This window comes from Nostoc sp. FACHB-152, from assembly GCF_014697475.1.
In the GTDB taxonomy this organism is placed as follows: Bacteria; Cyanobacteriota; Cyanobacteriia; order Cyanobacteriales; family Nostocaceae; genus Nostoc_B.
Genome location: NZ_JACJRV010000016.1, coordinates 66,255 through 84,773, shown reverse-complemented (window position 1 = coordinate 84,773; position 18,519 = coordinate 66,255). Strand labels below are relative to the sequence as shown.

The following is an 18,519-nucleotide window of genomic DNA, read 5'->3' as shown; positions in this document are numbered from 1 at the left end:
ACCCCCGCAACGCGCTGCCTCCTCTGCGTGAGATATTTAATTATTTACACCATCTCAGATGAGGTTTGCACCACTGGCTGCGGCTGTGGCTGGAACATGAACAAGGAGTAAACTACATCTCGGCGGATGTTGACCATCATATCCAAGAAGAGTTCGTAACCTTCACTCTTGTATTCAATCAACGGGTCTTTTTGACCATAACCACGCAAGCCTACAGACTCACGCAAAGCATCCATCTGTTGCAGGTGTTCTCGCCACAGGGTATCAATGCGCTGCAATATGAAGAAGCGTTCCGCTTGGCGCATCAGTCCGGGTTGAACTTGGTCAATTTGTGCTTCTTTTAGGTCGTAGGCAATTCTCACCTGCTCGTGTAGGAATGCCTTAATCTCGGTGACAGACATATCCTCTAGCTGACTTGCCTGCATATCTGATAGCAAGTAGACAAATTCTTTGACTTTATCAACCAGCTTTTCTAAATCCCATTCTTCTGAGGGTAAATCTGGGTTGATGTAATAGTCAACGATGTCGTCCATCGTTTTTTCTGCGTATTTGATTACTTGTTCTTTCAAGTCTTGACCTTCTAACACCCGACGACGTTCGGCGTAGATGGCGCGACGTTGGTTGTTCATTACCTCGTCGTACTCAAACACCTGTTTCCGGATGTCGTAGTAGTAGGTTTCGACTTTTTTCTGTGCGCCTTCTAAGCTGCGGGTAAGCATTCCCGACTCGATGGGCATATCTTCTTCGACTTGGAAGGCATTCATTAACCCAGCGACGCGATCGCCACCAAAGATCCGCAGCAAGTTATCTTCTAAGCTGAGGAAGAATCTTGTCGAACCAGGGTCGCCTTGTCTGCCGGCGCGTCCCCGCAACTGGTTATCAATCCGCCGTGATTCGTGGCGTTCTGTACCAATTACGTGCAAACCACCGATTTCGACAACGTTATTATGTTCGTTGCTGGTGAATTCTTCATATTCGTGCTTGACACGATTGTAAGCTTCCCGCAATCTCTGAATTACCGGGTCTGTGGTGGGGGCTTTTTCCGCAGCTACCGCAACCTTATCTTCGGCTTCTAGTTCTGGTAAACTGCGCTCTCCGTATTCCCGCACTGCAAATTCTACTGCTTCTTTTAACAGTTTTTCTGTTTCTTTTGACAGTTGGGTGGGGAAAATTTCTGGCGAAGCTTTCCAAGTTTTCACTTTTTTCCCAGGTGTAAAACCTTGGCCGCCACCATGTCCTGTAGGCATACTACCGCTTGCCCTTTGCACACCAAACACATCTTCGTCTTCTGGTTGGACGATGCGCGGCATGAAATATTCACGCAACTTCAGACGCGCCATGTATTCGGAGTTACCACCCAGGATGATGTCTGTACCTCTACCAGCCATGTTAGTAGCGATAGTTACAGCACCTCGGCGACCTGCCTGAGCCACAATTTCTGCTTCCCGTTCGACGTTTTCTGGTCGAGCGTTTAACAACTCATGGGGAATGCCTGCTTGTTTCAGCAGTTGGCTGAGATATTCTGATTTTTCGACACTAGTGGTTCCTACTAACACAGGTCTGCCGAGTTCGTGCATTTCGGCACATTCTCTGGCGATCGCGATCCATTTACCCGCTTCTGTTTTGAAAACCATATCCGACAAATCTTGTCGTCTTCTGATTCTGTTGGTAGGAATTACACTTACTTCTAGTTTGTAAATTTTTTCAAACTCAGCTTCTTCTGTCTTTGCCGTTCCTGTCATTCCGCCGAGTTTGGGATACAGCAAGAACAAGTTTTGGTAAGTAATTGTTGCTAGAGTTTGGGTTTCCGGTTGAATTTCTACGTGTTCTTTGGCTTCAATGGCTTGGTGTAGACCATCACTCCACCGCCGCCCCGGTAGCACCCGCCCAGTAAATTCATCTACGATTACTACCTCGCCATTACGGACGATATAGTTAACATCCTTCAAGAACAGTTCTTTAGCTTTAATCGCATTAAATACAAAGTGCGCCCAAGGATCTTCTGGGTCGAATAAATCTGTAACACCTAAAAGCTCTTCTGCTTCGGCAAAACCTTCATCTGTCAATAAAACGTTACGAGCTTTTTCATCTACATCGTAATGCTCATCTTTTTTCAAGGTGAGGGCGATTTCCGCAGCTTGGAGATATTTTTCTGTAGGTCTTTCTACTTGACCGGAAATAATCAGTGGTGTCCGCGCTTCATCAATTAAAATCGAATCTACTTCGTCGATGACACAATAATTAAACGTGCGTTGCACTACATCAGCCATTGACGTAGCCATGTTGTCGCGCAGGTAGTCAAAGCCTACTTCACTATTAGTAACGTAGGTGATGTCACATTCGTAATTCTTTTGGCGTTCACTGGGAGTCATGCTCGCCTGAATTAGTCCCACACTCAGCCCTAAGAAGCGATGCACCTGTCCCATCCACTCCGCGTCCCGGCGAGCTAAGTAATCGTTGACAGTAACGACGTGAACACCTTTACCTGTGAGAGCATTTAAATAACTTGGCAAAGTTGCTACCAGGGTTTTACCTTCCCCAGTTTTCATTTCCGCAATTTGTCCACTGTGCAGGATGATACCGCCTAACAGCTGGACATCAAAGTGGCGCAAACCTAAGACTCGCCTTCCTGCTTCTCTGACCACGGCAAAGGCTTCTGGCAGAATGTCATCTAGGCTTTCGCCTTTAGCAAGACGCTGTTTGAACTCTCCAGTTTTACCTTTTAAATCCTCATCAGAAAGAGCTTTAATGTCTTCCTCTAAGAGGTTAATTTCCGTGATGTAAGGTTGGTATTTTTTTAGCTTCCGAGCGTTGGGATCGCCCAACAAGAGTTTTAACATGGCGGTTATGGAACTAAATCAAGGGGGATGGGAATTAAAGCTTTGGGATTGATTATAAGAATTTAACCTAATCCAGCCATTTTATTGGCAGATGAGTAGGAAATGAGAATTGACTCAAGAAACGAGAAAACGTAGCTCAAGTAAGTCTACTAAAAGATTTGCTTTTATTTTACGTTTAATATCGAAACTCTATTAATAGTATCATTTTGCCCCCATCTGGCGCAGAGAACGCCGACCAAGCCAAGTAGCGATCGCCCCAATACGGTTCTGTTGAGTTGAGCAGAGGGGCAGGGGAGAAAGTACCTTCGTTCTCCCTTGAACCCCTACATCCTTGCCCAAACCCTTGATTTTTCGGCTCACTGCATAAATGCTTATTCTGAAGCAAGGCGACGAAAATTAAATTCCTCTGCGCTAGGATGACAGCTAACACAGCTATCAATTTGCACCGGACGCTGTAATTTGACTTTAGGATGTAAGGCGTTGAAGAAACGAGATTTATTGACGCGATAGGGTGTTTCTTCGTCTTTGAGGTGAGTGCGAGAGAAAGTAGAAAGATACCGCCATACAAGAATACGGGGTGGATCAACTAAAGGCTTAAGTTGAACGCCATAGTGCTGCGAGTCTTCCAGAAGATTTTTCCAGGTTTGGGTAGGTAAAACTGCTGGCGGAATGGCAATGTGACAAGTCGCACAATTTTCTATGTATAAGTCTTGTCCTAGCTGATATTGAGCAGGTACTACATCAACTGTCCCGACTTCTGAGGTAGGGGTTGCACTGTAGACGCTGGTGGCCCAAGCAAATAGCCAACCCATCACCAGACTCCAAGCCAAAATGATTAATATAAAACCAAAAGGTTTGCGTTTGAGTTGACGGGATTTGCGTTTAACAATATTTGACATTCCTCAGATTCCCAGATACTTAGAGCTAATCATAAGACTTACGCAGCATTGGTGATGTTGCAGATTGTGTCTAAGTATTTGAATTTTTCAACCTGGGCGATCGCTTGGAAATTTTATCTTAAATTGCTGATTGGATAGTGAGTTATTTTATTGAGGCGATCGTACATCTAGGAATTAAATTCATCAAATTTAGCTATTTACTGTTTTTTTGCGTCTTATTGTTGACTTAACCAAACTTCTAAATCTGTGACTGTAGCAAAATCTAGCAGTGCTTCCCCTAGTACTTCTAACTGTTCAATAGACAATTTTTTTACTTGCTCAATTAAATATGAATCTATTTCTCCCAGTCGTCGATTTAACTGGCGCAGAATTAGCTGTTGTTCTCCTTGTTGTAATCCTTGCTCTAACCCTTCTTGTCTAGCTTGTTCTCTATCTTGTTGATATAGTGGTGCTAATCTCATCACTAACTCCTGATCGTCTGCTTCTGTATTCTGATTTATTCGCAAGTTTTGTTGCAAGTTATAAAGCAATTCTAGCGTTACTCTCACAAATGGCTGATTAGCTGGTAGTGCTGTTAATTGCTCAATTGCCTGTTGTTGAACTTTTCCTCGTCCTAATATTCTCAGCCATAGTGTTTCTATAGTAGTGGGTAACTGATGAATAACAACTATAGCTGTTCGCAAATATTCAGGCAGAAAGTACACGCCTTCTCCCCAATCTGAGTTTAGCGTTGCACCAAAGCCGGAAATTATTGTTGCTGATGCGGTGGGTGTCAAAACCCATAACTGGGGAATATCTCTATCTGAAATTGTAGTTTTGTTGCGATTGGCTTCTCTTTGCAGCGCATTTTTAACTTCTAATAGTTTTAATAGACAATCTGTAATTTCGTCTTTGGTTGCTGGGTTACGAAATGGTTCAAATATGGCGGAGTTTGTGGCCATTTTTCCTAATAATCCCAAGGTATCCAAATTTGTTGCCTGTGTAGGAATTGGCGAAAATAATACGTCTATTTCTCGCACTTCGGCAGCGACGCGACTTGGTGCTTGAACTGTTCCGTATGGTTTTAGTAGTTCTTCTAGATAGTCTTTGGAAAATTGGTCATGGATGAATCGCGTCATTCAGTTGGCTGGAGCAAGGAGGATTGATGCTATTTTACCAAAGCGATCGCACAATGCAGAATCTGGGTTTAATACTTGAAAGTATTGCTATATCTAAATTATGAAAAATACCAAAATTTAAAAACCAACCTGCGGAATGTGGTTAGGAAAATTTGACATCACCATTCAATATTGATGCGATGAGGACTTTCTCTAGTCTTTAAGAAATAACTAGAAAACCATAAAATATAAATCTTAGATAAAGTTGATAAATTGCATCAAATTTTGCTAATTCTAATTTTTGATTTTTCTTTACTTATTAATTGCTCCACGTACTAAAATTACTGTACTCTCTACACCAGAAGCGATCGCTTCTGGAATATTACCTTGAATTGCTTGTTGTAATAACCCTTCACGGGTAGCACCCACCACTACGACATCAAAGCCTTCTTTTTTGACTAAGTTAATCACTCCCTCAGCAACTGAATCAGCCTGGACTGGCGTAGCCACAAAGACAGTATTAGACAATTGACGGCGACGCATCAATTCACGGATGGCTTGTTCTAAAACCTGGATATTGGGTTTCAACTCGGATGGCTTGAATATTTGCGTTAAGTGAATTTCTGGTTTATTTCCCAACGTCACTAATGCAGGTAACAATTTAATCGCAAATCGAGAATTAGGGCCACCAGCCATTGGTATTAGCCAACGGTTAAATTGGGGAGTCGGGGGCGGGGAGTCGAGAGTGGAGGAGGATAGGGGAGAAATTTTTCCTTCTCCCAATTTCACCAGCACAACATCACAGGTGGCTTGGCGAATTATGGTATCTACAATATTGCCAAAAATACGTCCAGGGGTGGAGGTGTTACCTTTCCAGCCCATTAAAATCAGGTCTATATGTTGTTCTTGGATGGTTTCTAAGATTGCTTGAGCAGCATCATGGGCAACACGAATTTGTGTATGTATGGGAATACGCCACTTTTTCGCCATGACTTCGGCTTGTCGCAATAAGCGGCGACTTTTAGCAGTTCGGACTTGAGTTTCGCATGGGGAACTGTGACGCGATACCAACATGATTTGGACGCACTCGATTTCATAGTGGCGATCGCGAGCAATAGCGGTGGCCATTTGTAATAAAGTAGTAGCAGTTTCGGGATTAGCTATCGGTACTAATAGTCTGCCTCTGCCAATACTGGGCGATCGCGTTTGGTAAACTACATAAGACGGTTCCGGTCGTGGTCGTAGAGTCGTATTTTCACCATTAAGATGGTCTGCTTCGGCACGGATAATATCTGCACGAGTAATAATCCCTATCAGTTTTCGCCCTTCCACCACTGGTAAACGGCTGATTTTATAGCGATCTAGTAAATAAAGCACATTGCTCAAAGTGTGTATGGGTGTAACCGTCACCGGGGCTGAGGTCATAATTTCCTTCAAAGCAGTATCGTTTGGTAGGTGACGGTTAGGAATTTTGGTTAAATCTGATTGTGTGATAATACCTACCAATTTGCTATCTTCTACTACCGGAAAACCCCGGTGATGGGAACTAGAGAATGCTTGCTTGGCTTCTTCTAAAGTCATCTCTGTATCCAACGTTTCTACCTGCTGTTGCATGACATCTTTGGCGGTTAACGTTGTTAAAATGCCTTCAGATGGGGCTGTCTTGGTGAGGGTAATACCTTTTAACTGCAAAAGTTTGTCGTAAAGTGATCCAGGCATTACCTTATCGGCAACTAAGTAAGCCACCACAGCCACAATCATTAAAGGTAAAACCAGATTGAAATCTGTAGTCATTTCAAACACAATCACAATGGCGGTGATTGGTACTTTAGAAACCGCACTAAAAAATCCGCCCATACCAGCTAAAGCGTATGTAGATAGAGAACCTACGCCTAATAGATGAGATTCCCATACACCAACTAAGTGTCCTAAGCAAGAACCTAAAATCAGGCTGGGAGCAAATAACCCTCCCGGCGCACCAGAACCAAATGCTATTAATGTGAGGATAAACTGAGCCACAAAAGCGATCGCTGCGATTGAGGCACTAGAGTCAATAGTAATGATATATTCCCGTAATCCAGTATTATTGCGGTAATACTCTGGCAGCATCGCTACTATAACTCCAGAAACAAATCCCGCCAAAGCAACTTTTAGAGGCAAACTAATATGTAAATTATTGTAAAATTTTATACTTACTACTAAACCACGATTAAATAAGGCACCTAATAACCCAGCTAAAATTCCCAAGACTAAAAAAAAGGGAATCTCTGGGAGAGAAAACTGACTAGACGATTGAATCATTTGCAGATTTAGGTGCAAACTACGGCCACCCAACAACCGCGATACTACCCCGCCAATAAATGAAGCGATAATGGCAGTTCCTAAGGTTATACCAGATAAATCTTGCAGTAATTCTTCGACAATAAATATGACACCAGCAAGGGGCGCATTAAAGGCAGCCGCTAAACCTGCACCTGCGCCCGCCGCAATCATTTGCCGCCGATGATCTGGGGAAGTGGGAACTAATCGACTCATTCCAGCAGCTAAACCTGCCCCAACTTGGACTGTCGGGCCTTGTCTACCTAAAGTTAAGCCGGAACCGATGACAATCATCGCACTGAGTAACTTGACCCCTGCCACCCGCCAAGACAATTTCATCGGTACATTGGCCAGAGTCGCCTTTACTTGGGGAATACCACTACCAGAAGCTTCTGGGGCGAATCGCTGGACTAACCAACCAGCCAGATAGCCAAAAACTAAACCAACTACTGGTAAGGCTAACCATGCAGGGAAAACGTGAGAAGTATGAACGCGCCAAGCCCCCAACCATCCCGAACCAATTTTCAAGAATACCGCAGATAAAGCAGCAACAAGACCGATAAACGAAGCTTCAGCGATCGCTAAACCTTTTCTAGGCTGCCACCAACGGCGCAAGCTCTGACTCAGAACAGGAAGCGACATAATAATATAAATTTCACAATTTATTAATAATTCCTGTCCCAGTTATACCTTGAAAATAGGGGCGCTTAGGTTAGAGATTAGAGGTTAGAAGCTAGAGGTTAGGGGCTAGAGAAGAAAATTTTTTATCCCTGAGTTTTGATATTTTCTGATGAATTGCTGATGTGAAAGTTCTCAGTCAATAAATACTAGTACAAAGCGGCGGAAATCTAGATACTCTTTTAGAAGCTTCAGAAGCCCAAAATAAAAGCTTTTTGACTTTTGACTTTTGACTTCCGCCTTGCGGTACTAGTCCCTAGCCTCTCCTTTATGTTCGCCATAACCGCAGCATTTGGTTACTTCCTTTGAGAAATTCCCAAGGTATATTCACAATTTCTGCGGAAATTTCAGCATGATTTAAATCATTGATTAAGTTGTTTAGAAAAGGATATGGTTGAGCATCTTTACCTTGCAGAGGGTAAATTCTCACTTCTTGAGAACAAACACGATATAGTTCTAAAATTGTTTGCCAATGAAAAGCATAATCGAAACAGTCACCATAGAGAAACAAAAAATGACCGCTTAATACTAAATCAAAACTGCGATCGCCAAAAGGTAATTGAGGCAGTGTAGTTTGGATATACCGTCCTGCTTGACGACCAGTTGCATAATCTGTCAGAAAACTTTCTAGTGCTGTTTTACGATATTCATTTAACTGCTCAAGATTTTGATAAAAATCCCAATTATAGTTATGGGTAACATCAGCCAGCCTTTCCATCATATAAACTAAATCTGCTTGCCCTTTTGCTCTTAAAGTGCTTTCATCCAAGTTGAACAAAATGTCACAAGCTACAGCATCAATACCCATTTGATGAGCTTCCGCTACGAAAGAAGCCGCACCAGCAGGACAATCTAAAATTTTGGATTTTTGCCACTGCGATAAATCCAGATGAAATAATTTCACATATTCTGATAAAGTTCTGCCAATAAATATGACCCTATCAAGTTGGATAGCATCGGTTGTGCTGTGAGCAAAATTCATAATGCGTATTTAAGTAAATGAGTGGCAAAAACCCAAACTATAGCAATCCTATTTGATTTACAAACTGCTTATGGGGACAGGCAATAGATGATAGGCAATAGATTTGTTTGAAACTCCTACACGGACTGCTATACAGTAAAGTGCTAAGTAAAAAATATTAACCTCTAGCCTCTAGCCCCCAGCCTCTAGTCTCTAACCCCTAACCTCTTTGCTGTGGCTTAATTACTTCTGCCAGTGGTGGATAAACCTTCAACTATTAAAGATGGCGTATAACAAGAACCATTCCAATCAGCATCATCGCCTAATTGCACGACTTGTTTGAGGGCTGTGTAAACATTACCCGCGACCATCGTATCTTTAACACGGCCAATTACCTCACCATTTTTTACCCGATAACCCAAATCAATATTGATCGAGAAGTCACCAGAAATACCACCGCCACCGCCCAACATTTGATCAACAATTAAGCCATTATCTAAGTGCTTAATTAACTCTGATAGTGATGCCGAACCGGGCTGAATCAGAAAATTAAATAAACCAGGAGTAGGATAGCTACCTAAACCGGGACGAAAACCATTACCAGTGGTGCCAATACCAAGTTGACGGCCTGTGGTGCGATCGCAATAAAAATGCTGTAAAATCCCGTCTTTGACGAATACTAAAGGCGTAGTCGGCGTACCTTCATCATCAAAAGGACAACTATAAGGGCCTGCTTGGGGGTCTTGAAAGAGAGTCAGACTAGGAGAAATTATTTGTTTACCTAGGCGTTCTGCCCAAGGAGAAGCAGCCTCCAGAACTCGTTTACCATTCAAAGCTGCTTGGGCAGTTCCCCAAATCATATCGGCTGCTTTAGATGTAAATAAAATAGGGACGCGACCGCTAGGGGGTGAAACATTTTGTTCCGCCCAGACTATCCTTTGTAAAATTTGATGAGCTAATTTTTCAGGGTCTAGGGTATCCCGTTGGGTTTGACCATCAGAAACACTCAAAAAATCGTCGCCTCTGACCCATTCTGCTGACATATAGCAACTGAGGGTAGTGTCAGTGTAGTAACAATCTAGACCTTGACTATTAACAAGCCTAGTAGTTTCCACATCGCATTCCCAATCACTATTGCACAGCACATCAGGATAAGCATCGCGGATAATAGCGATCGCTTCTTTGCCCCAGTTGACTAAAACTTCGATTGCCACACTTTCCCCTAAGTTTGGGTAAGCAGGCTTAGAGTTACTAACCAACTCGACTGGTTCAGGTTGATTTAGCTCACTCAAAGCCAAAGCCCGTTCCACCATAGCTTCGGCTGAAACCGCACCATAGGCTACCGTGAGTCCTGGACGACCATTGCGCCACAACCGCAGCGTTGTGCCTTCAGATTGGCTGGTTTCTAGTTGTTTAAGTCGGTTAGCCTCAAAAAAGACTGGACGAGAAAGCGATCGCGACTGATACACTTCAGCAGCTTCGGCTCCCGATTTGATGGCTAATTCCAGCAGCTGTTCTGCTAGTGTATCGTGTGAGAAATTTTCAGAACCCATGACCCTTGGTGAATTGTGGATTTCGGATTTTGAACTGCAAGCAAACGCAGATAATTATCCCAAATCATTGGTGCCTATCCGCATGAATCAGCAATTGCTTTTTAACAACGCAGACGGACAAGGCAGTGCGTTGGGGAGACAGTGCATTGCGGAGGTTCCCTCCGTTGTAGCAACTGTCGTCGGCTTTGCCGACTTGAAGCAACTGCCGTGCAGATAATTATCCCAAATCATGGGTATCTATCAGCGTTTAATCAGTGCAGAGAATTCCCAAAATCATTTGTATAGGGAGTGGGGAGTTGGGTAAAAGTAATTAATTTACCCTTACACCCTGCCCTCTGCTCCGTTTCCTCTTCCTACTCCCTACTCACCACTCCCTACTCGCTAATTCAAGGCAAAGTTACCTCTTGCAACAGCCAAAACCCAGCAAAGGATTCGGCTTGGGGACTTGACTGTACACCAACAAAATGTACTCCGTTAGCTTTTTCTTTAGCTTCGGCAAAACCTTTGGCTTCGACTATAGTTTGAGGATTTTTGATATTTGCCAAAATCCAACTTTCGGTAGCACCAGTTTCTAGAATTAACCTTGTGCCAACACTAGTGTCAATTCTCAAGAAAGCTAACTCTAAACCAGACATCCAACCTGCCAACGGCAAAGCTCTAGGAGAGAAAATCAAAACTCCCGGAATGCGAGTTTCCGGCGATAATTTTGCCATTTCTATGGGAAAAGCTTCGCCAAAGCCAATATCCCACTCAGGCATTTCTGCCAAATCAGCTGCTGACAAACTGACAAAAACCCATTGCTGTCCTTCTAAAGCATCCGGTAAACGCTGAGGTAAAGGACTTTCTAAGCGCACCGAGGGATTAGTACCCCCTTGATACCCTGGTTCTTGAGGATAAACTTCCTCCATTCGCTGTTGCAGCCACTGGTTGAGTACCAAAGTACGCCGGCTAGGTTGAGCCGGAATGCCCAAATCTTCGCACGCTTTAGTAATCATGTTGTTCATTTGGCGGCGGAAAAAGCGGATTTTAATTGGTGCTTCTCCTGCTTTGTTAACTGCTTCCTGCAACGCCGTCCGCAACCAGCCCGAATTGACCTGGGTACTGGGACAATATTGAGCATAGCGAAATACTGAATCTGTTTGCGCCCGAATATCCGAGGGACTTTCGCAGACTAAAACTTCCCAAACTTTTTTTTGATTTTCATCCAAAATTGGACGCGAGTAAAAATCGATTTCCCAAATACTGCCCATGTTATGCCGTAGAAATCTGGCGATTTGATATTTTGCTTATATTTTGATCATACGAGTCTGGGGGCAGTGTAAGTCCAATTGGGGAAATAAAGCCTATAGACAACAAGCATTAAAATTAATCTATTGATTGCCTGTTTCAGGAGGTTTTATGTCCCTGACAATTCAAGACTTAGAAAAAATGCAGCGACAGTTTCCTGACTATCGTATGGAATTGGTGCAGGGGGATATTGTTGTTATGAGTCCATCAGGATACGAGTCAGATGAAGTTGCCGCCGAAATGATTGCCCAAATACGTAACTGGGTTAAACCTCGAAGACTTGGGCGAGTAGCAGCTTCTAGTGCTGGTTTTAGATTGCCTAATTAGATTAATTCTGGCTTTCATGCTGTTAAATTACGAATTACGAATTACGAATTAGAATTACCCCCTAGCCGCAAACGCTCAGTAGTGTAAAAATATTCCTACCGTCGTAGCGACAAAAGACGAATTATGACAATACATCCAGCACTGCAACGTGCATTTACCAACCGCCGTGTTCTAAAAGTGATCAGTGGTTTGAATAATTTTGACCGCGATCGCGTGGCTGCTACCATTAAAGCTGCTGAATTTGGTGGTGCTACGTTTGTTGATATCGCCGCCGCTCCTGCTCTGGTAGCAATGGCAAAAAGCTTGATTAATTTACCAGTTTGTGTATCAGCAGTTGAGCCAGAAAAATTTGTGGCAGCTGTGGCAGCTGGTGCAGATTTGATTGAAATCGGTAACTTCGATTCTTTTTATGCTCAAGGACGCAGATTTGAAGCTCCCGAAGTATTGGCGTTGACTCAGCAAACCCGCGCACTTTTACCGGAAATTACTTTGTCTGTTACCGTTCCCCATATTCTGGAACTAGATCAACAAGTACAATTGGCAGAAGAACTGGTAAAAGCTGGTGCTGATATCATCCAAACCGAAGGCGGTACAAGCAGCCAGCCTGCTCACTCTGGCACTCTGGGACTCATTGAAAAAGCTGCTCCTACATTAGCAGCAGCTTATGAAATTTCTCGCGCTGTTTCAGTACCAGTGTTGTGCGCTTCCGGCATTTCTAACGTTACCGCACCTTTAGCTGTAGCAGCTGGTGCGGCTGGTGTTGGTGTTGGTTCTGCTATCAACCAACTCAACAGCGAAGTGGCAATGATTGCTGCGGTACGTTGCTTAGTAGAAGCTTTGGCGACTGCTAAGAGCGACGCGATCGTTTAATTTTAGGGAGTAGGAAGAGGAAACGCAGCAGGGAGCGGGGCGCAAGGGGGAAATTCTACTGTATCTCCTCCCTGCTCCTTGTCTCCCCTACCTCTTCTTCCCCCATTCCCTACTCCCCACTCCCTTTAAACCAAACAATCCTTCAGTGCGTAAATCACTTGGTCTTGCTGTTGGGCTGTCAGTTCTGGGAACATGGGCAAAGATAAAACTTCATGACAAGTTTGCTCGGCTCCTGGCAATTGTCCTGGTTTATAGCCCAAATGTTGATACACTGGCTGCAAGTGCAAGGGGTAGGGATAGTAAACCATTGAACTTACACCCCGTTCTTGCAGTTGATTGCGTACCCAGTCTCGATGTGAAGCACTTGCACCATTGCGACTTTCACTCAAGACGCGAATCGTATATTGATTCCATACACTCACCCCTGGTGCGAATTCTTCGGGTACAGCGATACCAGGAACTTGACTAAGAGATTGTTCGTAATAAGATGCGATCGCCTGCCGTTTTTGATTCCATTTATCAAGATAACGCAGCTTAATTTGCAAAATAACCGCTTGAATTGCGTCCAAGCGGCTGTTTACACCGATTTCTTCATAGTAATAACGATTTCTTTGTCCATGCTCTTTGATGACTCGCATCTTGGCTGCTAATTCTGAATCATTCGTTGTAATTGCCCCACCGTCGCCACAACCCCCAAGATTTTTAGTCGGGTAAAAACTAAAGCAACCAATATGCCCAATACTACCGACTTTTCTACCTTCCCACGTTGCGCCTGTAGATTGCGCGCAATCTTCGATGACGGCTAAATTGTGAGATTGCGCGATCTCCATCAGCGTCGTCATATCTACAGACTGTCCAAATAAATGCACTGGAATAATTGCCTTGGTCTTAGGCGTAATCGCCGCAGCTATTTGCTGCAAATCTAAATTAAATGTATTAATGTCTATATCAACAAAAACAGGCTTGGCTCCTACAGCACTGATTACCTCAGCCGTAGCGATAAAGGTAAAGGGTGTAGTAATCACCTCATCGCCTGCACCAATTTCTAAAGCTCGTAAAGCTAAGTAGAGTGCATCAGTTCCAGAGTTACAAGCTATACAATTACTAACATCATGATAAGCAGCAAATTGTTGCTCAAAGCTTTCAATTATCGGGCCGCCAATATAACGCCCAGAAGCTAAAACTTCTAACACTGCTGCACTCACTTCTGCTTCGATAGTGGCGTATTGCTGCTTAATATCAAAGGCAGGAACAGAATTTACGCTTTGGAACATGAGTTTTTATGTTATCTGAATATACAAAGGATGCATTTCGACTGTCGATTGTAGCTGATTGACTTTTTGATCAAAAAGCTGATAAATAGACTGTCGCCCCGGATACGCATCAAAAAGGGTTATTACTGAAATTATTGTATGGGTAAAGATATCATAATAATTCGTAATTCGTAATTTTTAATTCGTAATTACGATACTCAGGAAAAGTGTTCATACATAGGTATTGTGTAAGCTGTTTGATGAGATTGGCACAAAACATATTTTGCTAATTTGGAATTTTCAGATGCCTAATACTGTTGCTATCAACCAAGATCTCACAATTAAAATTAAAGTTCCAAATATAGCAACTAGACACTAAAAGACTTATAACTCTGTAACCTGTAACCTATAACCTGTAACCTGCTATATGTACGGCTGATGAGACAATCCCAGGAGGTAAAGAAGACGTGCAGGATTTAATTAAGTTAGATTTCGTTGATTTAGCCCTTGCTGTAGGGTTAATGGCGATCTCTATTGGTTTATCTGCTTGGGAAAAGTTGGGACTAGAGTTAAATTTTGCAATTGCGACAGGCAGAACCATTTTACAACTGCTCGTATTAGGATACGTTTTCGATTTCATCTTGGCTGTAAATAATGTTTGGGCGGTTTTGGGGCTTTTAGCAATTATGCTGACAATTACGGCGATTGTCGCACGAAATCGGATCAGCCAGAAAATTCCCCTTGTATTACCTGTAGTGTGGGGAGCAATTTTAGTTAGTACCGCTTTAACGCTTTTTTACGTTAACTTGTTGATTTTGCAACCAGATAGATGGTTTGAAGCACGGTATTTAATTCCTCTGGGTGGAATTATCATCGGTAATGCCATGAATGCAGCGGCGATCGCAGGTGAACGATTAGTTAGTACAATTAATAACTCCTCTGGAGAAATTGAAACCCACTTGAGTTTAGGCGCAACACCTCAACAAGCCGTAACTCAATACCGTCGAGAAGCGATTCGCGCCGCATTACTTCCTACTGTCAATCAAATGATGCTCATTGGTATGGCTACCCTTCCCAGCATTACAGCTGGACAGTTATTAGGGGGAGTCAACCCTTTAGATGCTGTCTCTTATGAGATTTTGATTATATTTATGGTTGCTTTTGCAAACTTACTGACGACGATTTTAGTTACAAGAGGATTGTGTCGTCAGTTTTTCAATTCGGCAGCGCAGTTAATCAGATAATTGAGGAAATAAATGCACTTTGATAAGTTGACTGTAAAAATAGGATAAGATTGCTACGGTCTGGTTCTGCCCATAATTCGAGAATGTTTTTAACAGTTTCTTTTGTATCGTTAGTATCTGCCTCTAACAAACCAGCAATACCTAAAAAAGAAATGGAGGCTATACCAATTGTTCTAGTATTTCTGTTGTTAGAATCATATATCTGTTTTACTACTATGTGAGTAATGTCTTTATTCTCTCCAGAACGTCGCGCAAGAACAAACAAAGCACGTCCTCTCTCCAGCAATAAACCCTTTTCAAATATTTCTAATAATTTTGTATTCGGAAGTTCATAAAATTCATCATTTGGCAAGAGGCATTTTTGTTTCATTTTTTATTACTATCTTAGTAAATCAATAATTTTCGCTCTACCTTCTATTTTAGATTTATTTGATAAATAGTCCCTAAAGTCTCAATATACCAAGCTTATAAATGTATTATAAGTTAATAATTTACATAGAATTGCTCATATAGCTATTGCGCCATCATTAGGTCTATTCAATAGGAATTAAGCTATGACTCAAGCCTTACGCAAGATAGTTACATACGATAAATTTGTTGCAACATATCCAGACGACTCAGGTAAACTCTATGAATTACATGATGGAGTGATAGTTGAGATGCCACAACCGACAGGCGACCATGAAGCTATTATAGTTTTTTTAGTCCAGCAATTTACTTTAGAGTATAGTCGCCTCAGCTTACCTTATGGCATCCCCAAAACAGTAATAGTCAAACCACTGGAAAATGAATCTGCTTACTTACCAGATATACTGATACTAAATATCCCAAATTTAGTTAATGAACCGCTTTGGAAAAAAAAATCTACTGTTAGCCAAGCAGCATCTATCCCTTTAGTTGTTGAAGTGGTAAGCACTAATTGGCGAGATGATTATCACAAAAAATATGCCGATTATGAGGAAATGGGAATTCCTGAATACTGGATTGTGGACTATGCTGCGTTGGGTAGTAGAGAGCATATTGGTAAGCCCAAACAACCTACTATCTTAGTTTGCTGCTTGGAGGATGGTGAATATCAAATTAACAAATTCCGGGTAGGGCAACACATTCAATCCCCAACTTTCCCTGATCTGAATTTAAGCGTTGAACAGATTTTTCAAGCAGGTGGGACAATATAGTGATTATGAGTTATGAGGTATAACAGGGGACAGGTAATAGGTTACAGCCCCCTGCACCTTTGCCCCCTTGCACTGCTGCTTACCTATTACACAGCAGCAACCAACTGATCGTAGGTTAAAGTTGATTTTCCATTATCAAAAACGAATTGCTCAAATCTACTAGTAGACATAATAATGTCATTACGCTCAAAAAATACCTGATTGTTCTTGGCGCCGAAACTGATGTCAAAGTAGCCTAAGCGGAAAGAGCCAAGGTCTAGTGTATCAAAACCTAAGCCTCCATTGATTTTTGCCTCACCGAAACCTCTAACAAAGTCGTTGTCAATACCGGTATCTATATTCACGCCACCACCAAAACTGGAAGCTTCTACTCTATCGTTGCCATTTCCTGTCTCAACAGAACCGCCAAAAATACCATAAGATTTGCGTCCGGTTGCATAGGCTTTGATCGTGTCATCGTCAAGTCCTGTCTCAATACTGCCTTGAATGTTGTTAATTGCGATCGCTGTACCAGAAGCCTTAGCAGTAGCATTGATAATATCAGCTCCCTTGCCAAGGTCAATACTGCCATTAGTATTGTCAATGGCGATTGCTTTGTCTTTAACTCTAGCAATAGCTTTGGCGACACCTATTGCTAAAGCTTGGTTGTTAGGACTGGCACTACTGAAAGTAGTACTAGAACTTGCTGCATAAGTAGCAGAATAAGAAGTAGCAACCGCATTAACAGTATCACCACCCTTAGAAGTAGTAATTTCGCCACCAATGTTATTAATACCTGTGGCTTGGACGGTTGCCTTCGCTAAACTTTTAGCGAATACTTGTGAAAAAGCTATCAAACCTTTGCTATAAGACGCTTGAGCAACCGCATCAACTATAGCAGTAGCATCTACTGTCGCTGTTGCTGCTGCGAAGATAGAACCTGTAGTCTCACCATCAACGCTATCATCTCCATTACCAGTGTTAATCTTGCCAGAATTTACGATGCCGTTGGCAATGACACTGCTATCTAGGGTGCCAAAAATTTTAGTGATTGCGATCGCATCGAATTTGTTAGCAATGGCTATAGTTTTAGCTACTATATCTAAAATGGCAGTGGATTTGGCTGATGCCACGCCTTTTAATACATCGCGTCCTTGGTTTGTGTAAATACTTCCTTGATTGTTAAATGCATTGGTTCTAACAGCCGATGTCGAACTCAAAGTAACAGGGCCAACTAAACCTAAAATTTCGGTTGCCAGCTCGACAGTAAGTCCAGTAAAAAAATAAGTTTCTATAGCAGTATTAGCAATAATTTCATCATTACCTGCTAATGTCTTGACTTCGGAACCGACGGGATTGAAAATTCCCCCATCGGTTATGACTTTATCTGAATTTTTTGTAAATTTAACTTTACTTAAGTCTATAGCTGCCATAAAGTCCTCTTTTGAGCTTGATTTTATCAATCAAATCACTGTTAAATTTAATTGATATTGAATATAAATATCACTTTCATCTAGCTTTATAAAAGCCTCTTACAACAAGAAAATTCAGTTTTTTTTTAGCTCTCTTCAACTTTCTTTTTAATAAGTGTAATAACACCCTTTTAGCCTCTTCTTAAGAGGTTGATTATAAAATTTGAGTGATTTGCTAATTCTTCAGATCAAACAATCTTAAAATTCACAAATTATAAAAATGTAAATTTTCTGCCTAATTCTGCTAACACAAAAATAAAATGTCCTTTAAATAAGGATAAAAAACTTACTATATAAAAGTTGAATTATTTTTTCTGATGACGAAATTTATATAGATAGAAGAAACATATATTTTTTTCTTAAAAAATTTTAATAAATTAATCAAACTAAGTTAAAAATGACTGCACCGTAAATTCGGTTTCATATTGGCAACATCTTGGAAATTATTTCAAATTATTACTCTCTCTATATTGTTGATATATAAAGAAGAATTCTGTTTATTTATCCATTTGTAACTTGGCACAATTTATTTACTAGCTGCGTCAGTTGCCTTAATCAGCTA

15 protein-coding genes and 1 pseudogene are annotated in these 18,519 nt (G+C 41.9%); 5 read left to right on the top strand and 11 right to left on the bottom strand.

Features of this window, described 5'->3' with window-relative positions; all coding sequences use genetic code 11:
* Positions 1 to 44: 44 nt before the first annotated feature.
* From secA to H6G76_RS14945, 7 genes are all read right to left on the bottom strand, one after another.
* Positions 45 to 2,840 (bottom strand): preprotein translocase subunit SecA, encoded by a 2,796-nt coding sequence (gene secA, locus H6G76_RS14975; protein WP_190701772.1) that lies wholly within the window; start codon positions 2,838 to 2,840, stop codon positions 45 to 47.
* A gap of 201 nt (positions 2,841 to 3,041) precedes the next feature.
* Complete coding sequence (locus H6G76_RS14970) at positions 3,042 to 3,200, bottom strand: hypothetical protein (RefSeq protein WP_190701770.1); 159 nt, start codon at positions 3,198 to 3,200, stop codon at positions 3,042 to 3,044.
* 11 nt (positions 3,201 to 3,211) lie between these two features.
* Complete coding sequence (locus H6G76_RS14965) at positions 3,212 to 3,739, bottom strand: cytochrome C (protein WP_190701767.1); 528 nt, start codon at positions 3,737 to 3,739, stop codon at positions 3,212 to 3,214.
* Positions 3,740 to 3,954: 215 nt separating this feature from the next.
* Positions 3,955 to 4,857 (bottom strand): DUF4351 domain-containing protein, encoded by a 903-nt coding sequence (locus tag H6G76_RS14960; RefSeq protein ID WP_190701764.1) that lies wholly within the window; start codon positions 4,855 to 4,857, stop codon positions 3,955 to 3,957.
* A 291-nt stretch (positions 4,858 to 5,148) separates the two neighbouring features.
* Positions 5,149 to 7,797, bottom strand: coding sequence for a chloride channel protein (locus H6G76_RS14955; protein ID WP_190701761.1), 2,649 nt, complete (start codon positions 7,795 to 7,797; stop codon positions 5,149 to 5,151).
* Positions 7,798 to 8,101: 304 nt separating this feature from the next.
* On the bottom strand, positions 8,102 to 8,815 hold the full coding sequence (locus tag H6G76_RS14950; RefSeq protein WP_190701758.1) for a class I SAM-dependent methyltransferase: 714 nt from the start codon (positions 8,813 to 8,815) through the stop codon (positions 8,102 to 8,104).
* Between the two features lie 218 nt (positions 8,816 to 9,033).
* Complete coding sequence (locus tag H6G76_RS14945) at positions 9,034 to 10,347, bottom strand: TldD/PmbA family protein (protein WP_190701754.1); 1,314 nt, start codon at positions 10,345 to 10,347, stop codon at positions 9,034 to 9,036.
* Here H6G76_RS14945 and H6G76_RS14940 point away from each other — a divergent pair.
* On the top strand, positions 10,346 to 10,564 hold the full coding sequence (locus H6G76_RS14940; RefSeq protein ID WP_190701751.1) for a hypothetical protein: 219 nt from the start codon (positions 10,346 to 10,348) through the stop codon (positions 10,562 to 10,564). The two genes, H6G76_RS14945 and H6G76_RS14940, sit on opposite strands and share 2 nt — an antisense overlap.
* 169 nt (positions 10,565 to 10,733) lie before the next feature.
* Here H6G76_RS14940 and H6G76_RS14935 read toward each other — a convergent pair whose 3' ends face one another.
* Positions 10,734 to 11,597 carry a Tab2/Atab2 family RNA-binding protein gene (locus tag H6G76_RS14935; protein ID WP_190701748.1) on the bottom strand — a complete coding sequence of 288 codons (864 nt, stop codon included), beginning with the start codon at positions 11,595 to 11,597 and terminating at the stop codon, positions 10,734 to 10,736.
* 148 nt (positions 11,598 to 11,745) lie between these two features.
* On the opposite strand from H6G76_RS14935, the pseudogene H6G76_RS14930 reads away from it, so the two are divergent.
* A pseudogene (locus H6G76_RS14930) lies at positions 11,746 to 11,958 on the top strand (Uma2 family endonuclease); the annotation flags it as partial.
* A gap of 126 nt (positions 11,959 to 12,084) precedes the next feature.
* Positions 12,085 to 12,831, top strand: coding sequence for a DUF561 domain-containing protein (locus H6G76_RS14925; RefSeq protein ID WP_190701745.1), 747 nt, complete (start codon positions 12,085 to 12,087; stop codon positions 12,829 to 12,831).
* 125 nt (positions 12,832 to 12,956) lie between these two features.
* Here H6G76_RS14925 and H6G76_RS14920 read toward each other — a convergent pair whose 3' ends face one another.
* Entirely contained in the window at positions 12,957 to 14,105 is a 1,149-nt protein-coding gene (locus tag H6G76_RS14920) for a DegT/DnrJ/EryC1/StrS aminotransferase family protein (protein WP_190701742.1), read from the bottom strand.
* Between the two features lie 446 nt (positions 14,106 to 14,551).
* Here H6G76_RS14920 and H6G76_RS14915 point away from each other — a divergent pair, with 446 nt between their 5' ends.
* Entirely contained in the window at positions 14,552 to 15,328 is a 777-nt protein-coding gene (locus H6G76_RS14915; protein ID WP_190701740.1) for an ABC transporter permease, read from the top strand.
* Here the strand turns inward: H6G76_RS14915 and H6G76_RS14910 are convergent.
* The gene (locus H6G76_RS14910) at positions 15,321 to 15,698 is read right to left on the bottom strand and encodes a hypothetical protein (protein ID WP_190701738.1); all 378 of its coding nucleotides are present in this window, start codon (positions 15,696 to 15,698) and stop codon (positions 15,321 to 15,323) included. The two genes, H6G76_RS14915 and H6G76_RS14910, sit on opposite strands and share 8 nt — an antisense overlap.
* 184 nt (positions 15,699 to 15,882) lie before the next feature.
* Here H6G76_RS14910 and H6G76_RS14905 point away from each other — a divergent pair, with 184 nt between their 5' ends.
* A complete protein-coding gene (locus H6G76_RS14905) occupies positions 15,883 to 16,506 on the top strand; it encodes a Uma2 family endonuclease (RefSeq protein WP_190701736.1) in 624 nt (207 codons plus the stop codon).
* 86 nt (positions 16,507 to 16,592) lie between these two features.
* On the opposite strand, the gene H6G76_RS14900 is transcribed toward H6G76_RS14905, so the two are convergent.
* A complete protein-coding gene (locus H6G76_RS14900; RefSeq protein WP_190701734.1) occupies positions 16,593 to 17,918 on the bottom strand; it encodes a hypothetical protein in 1,326 nt (441 codons plus the stop codon).
* Positions 17,919 to 18,519 lie beyond the last annotated feature (601 nt).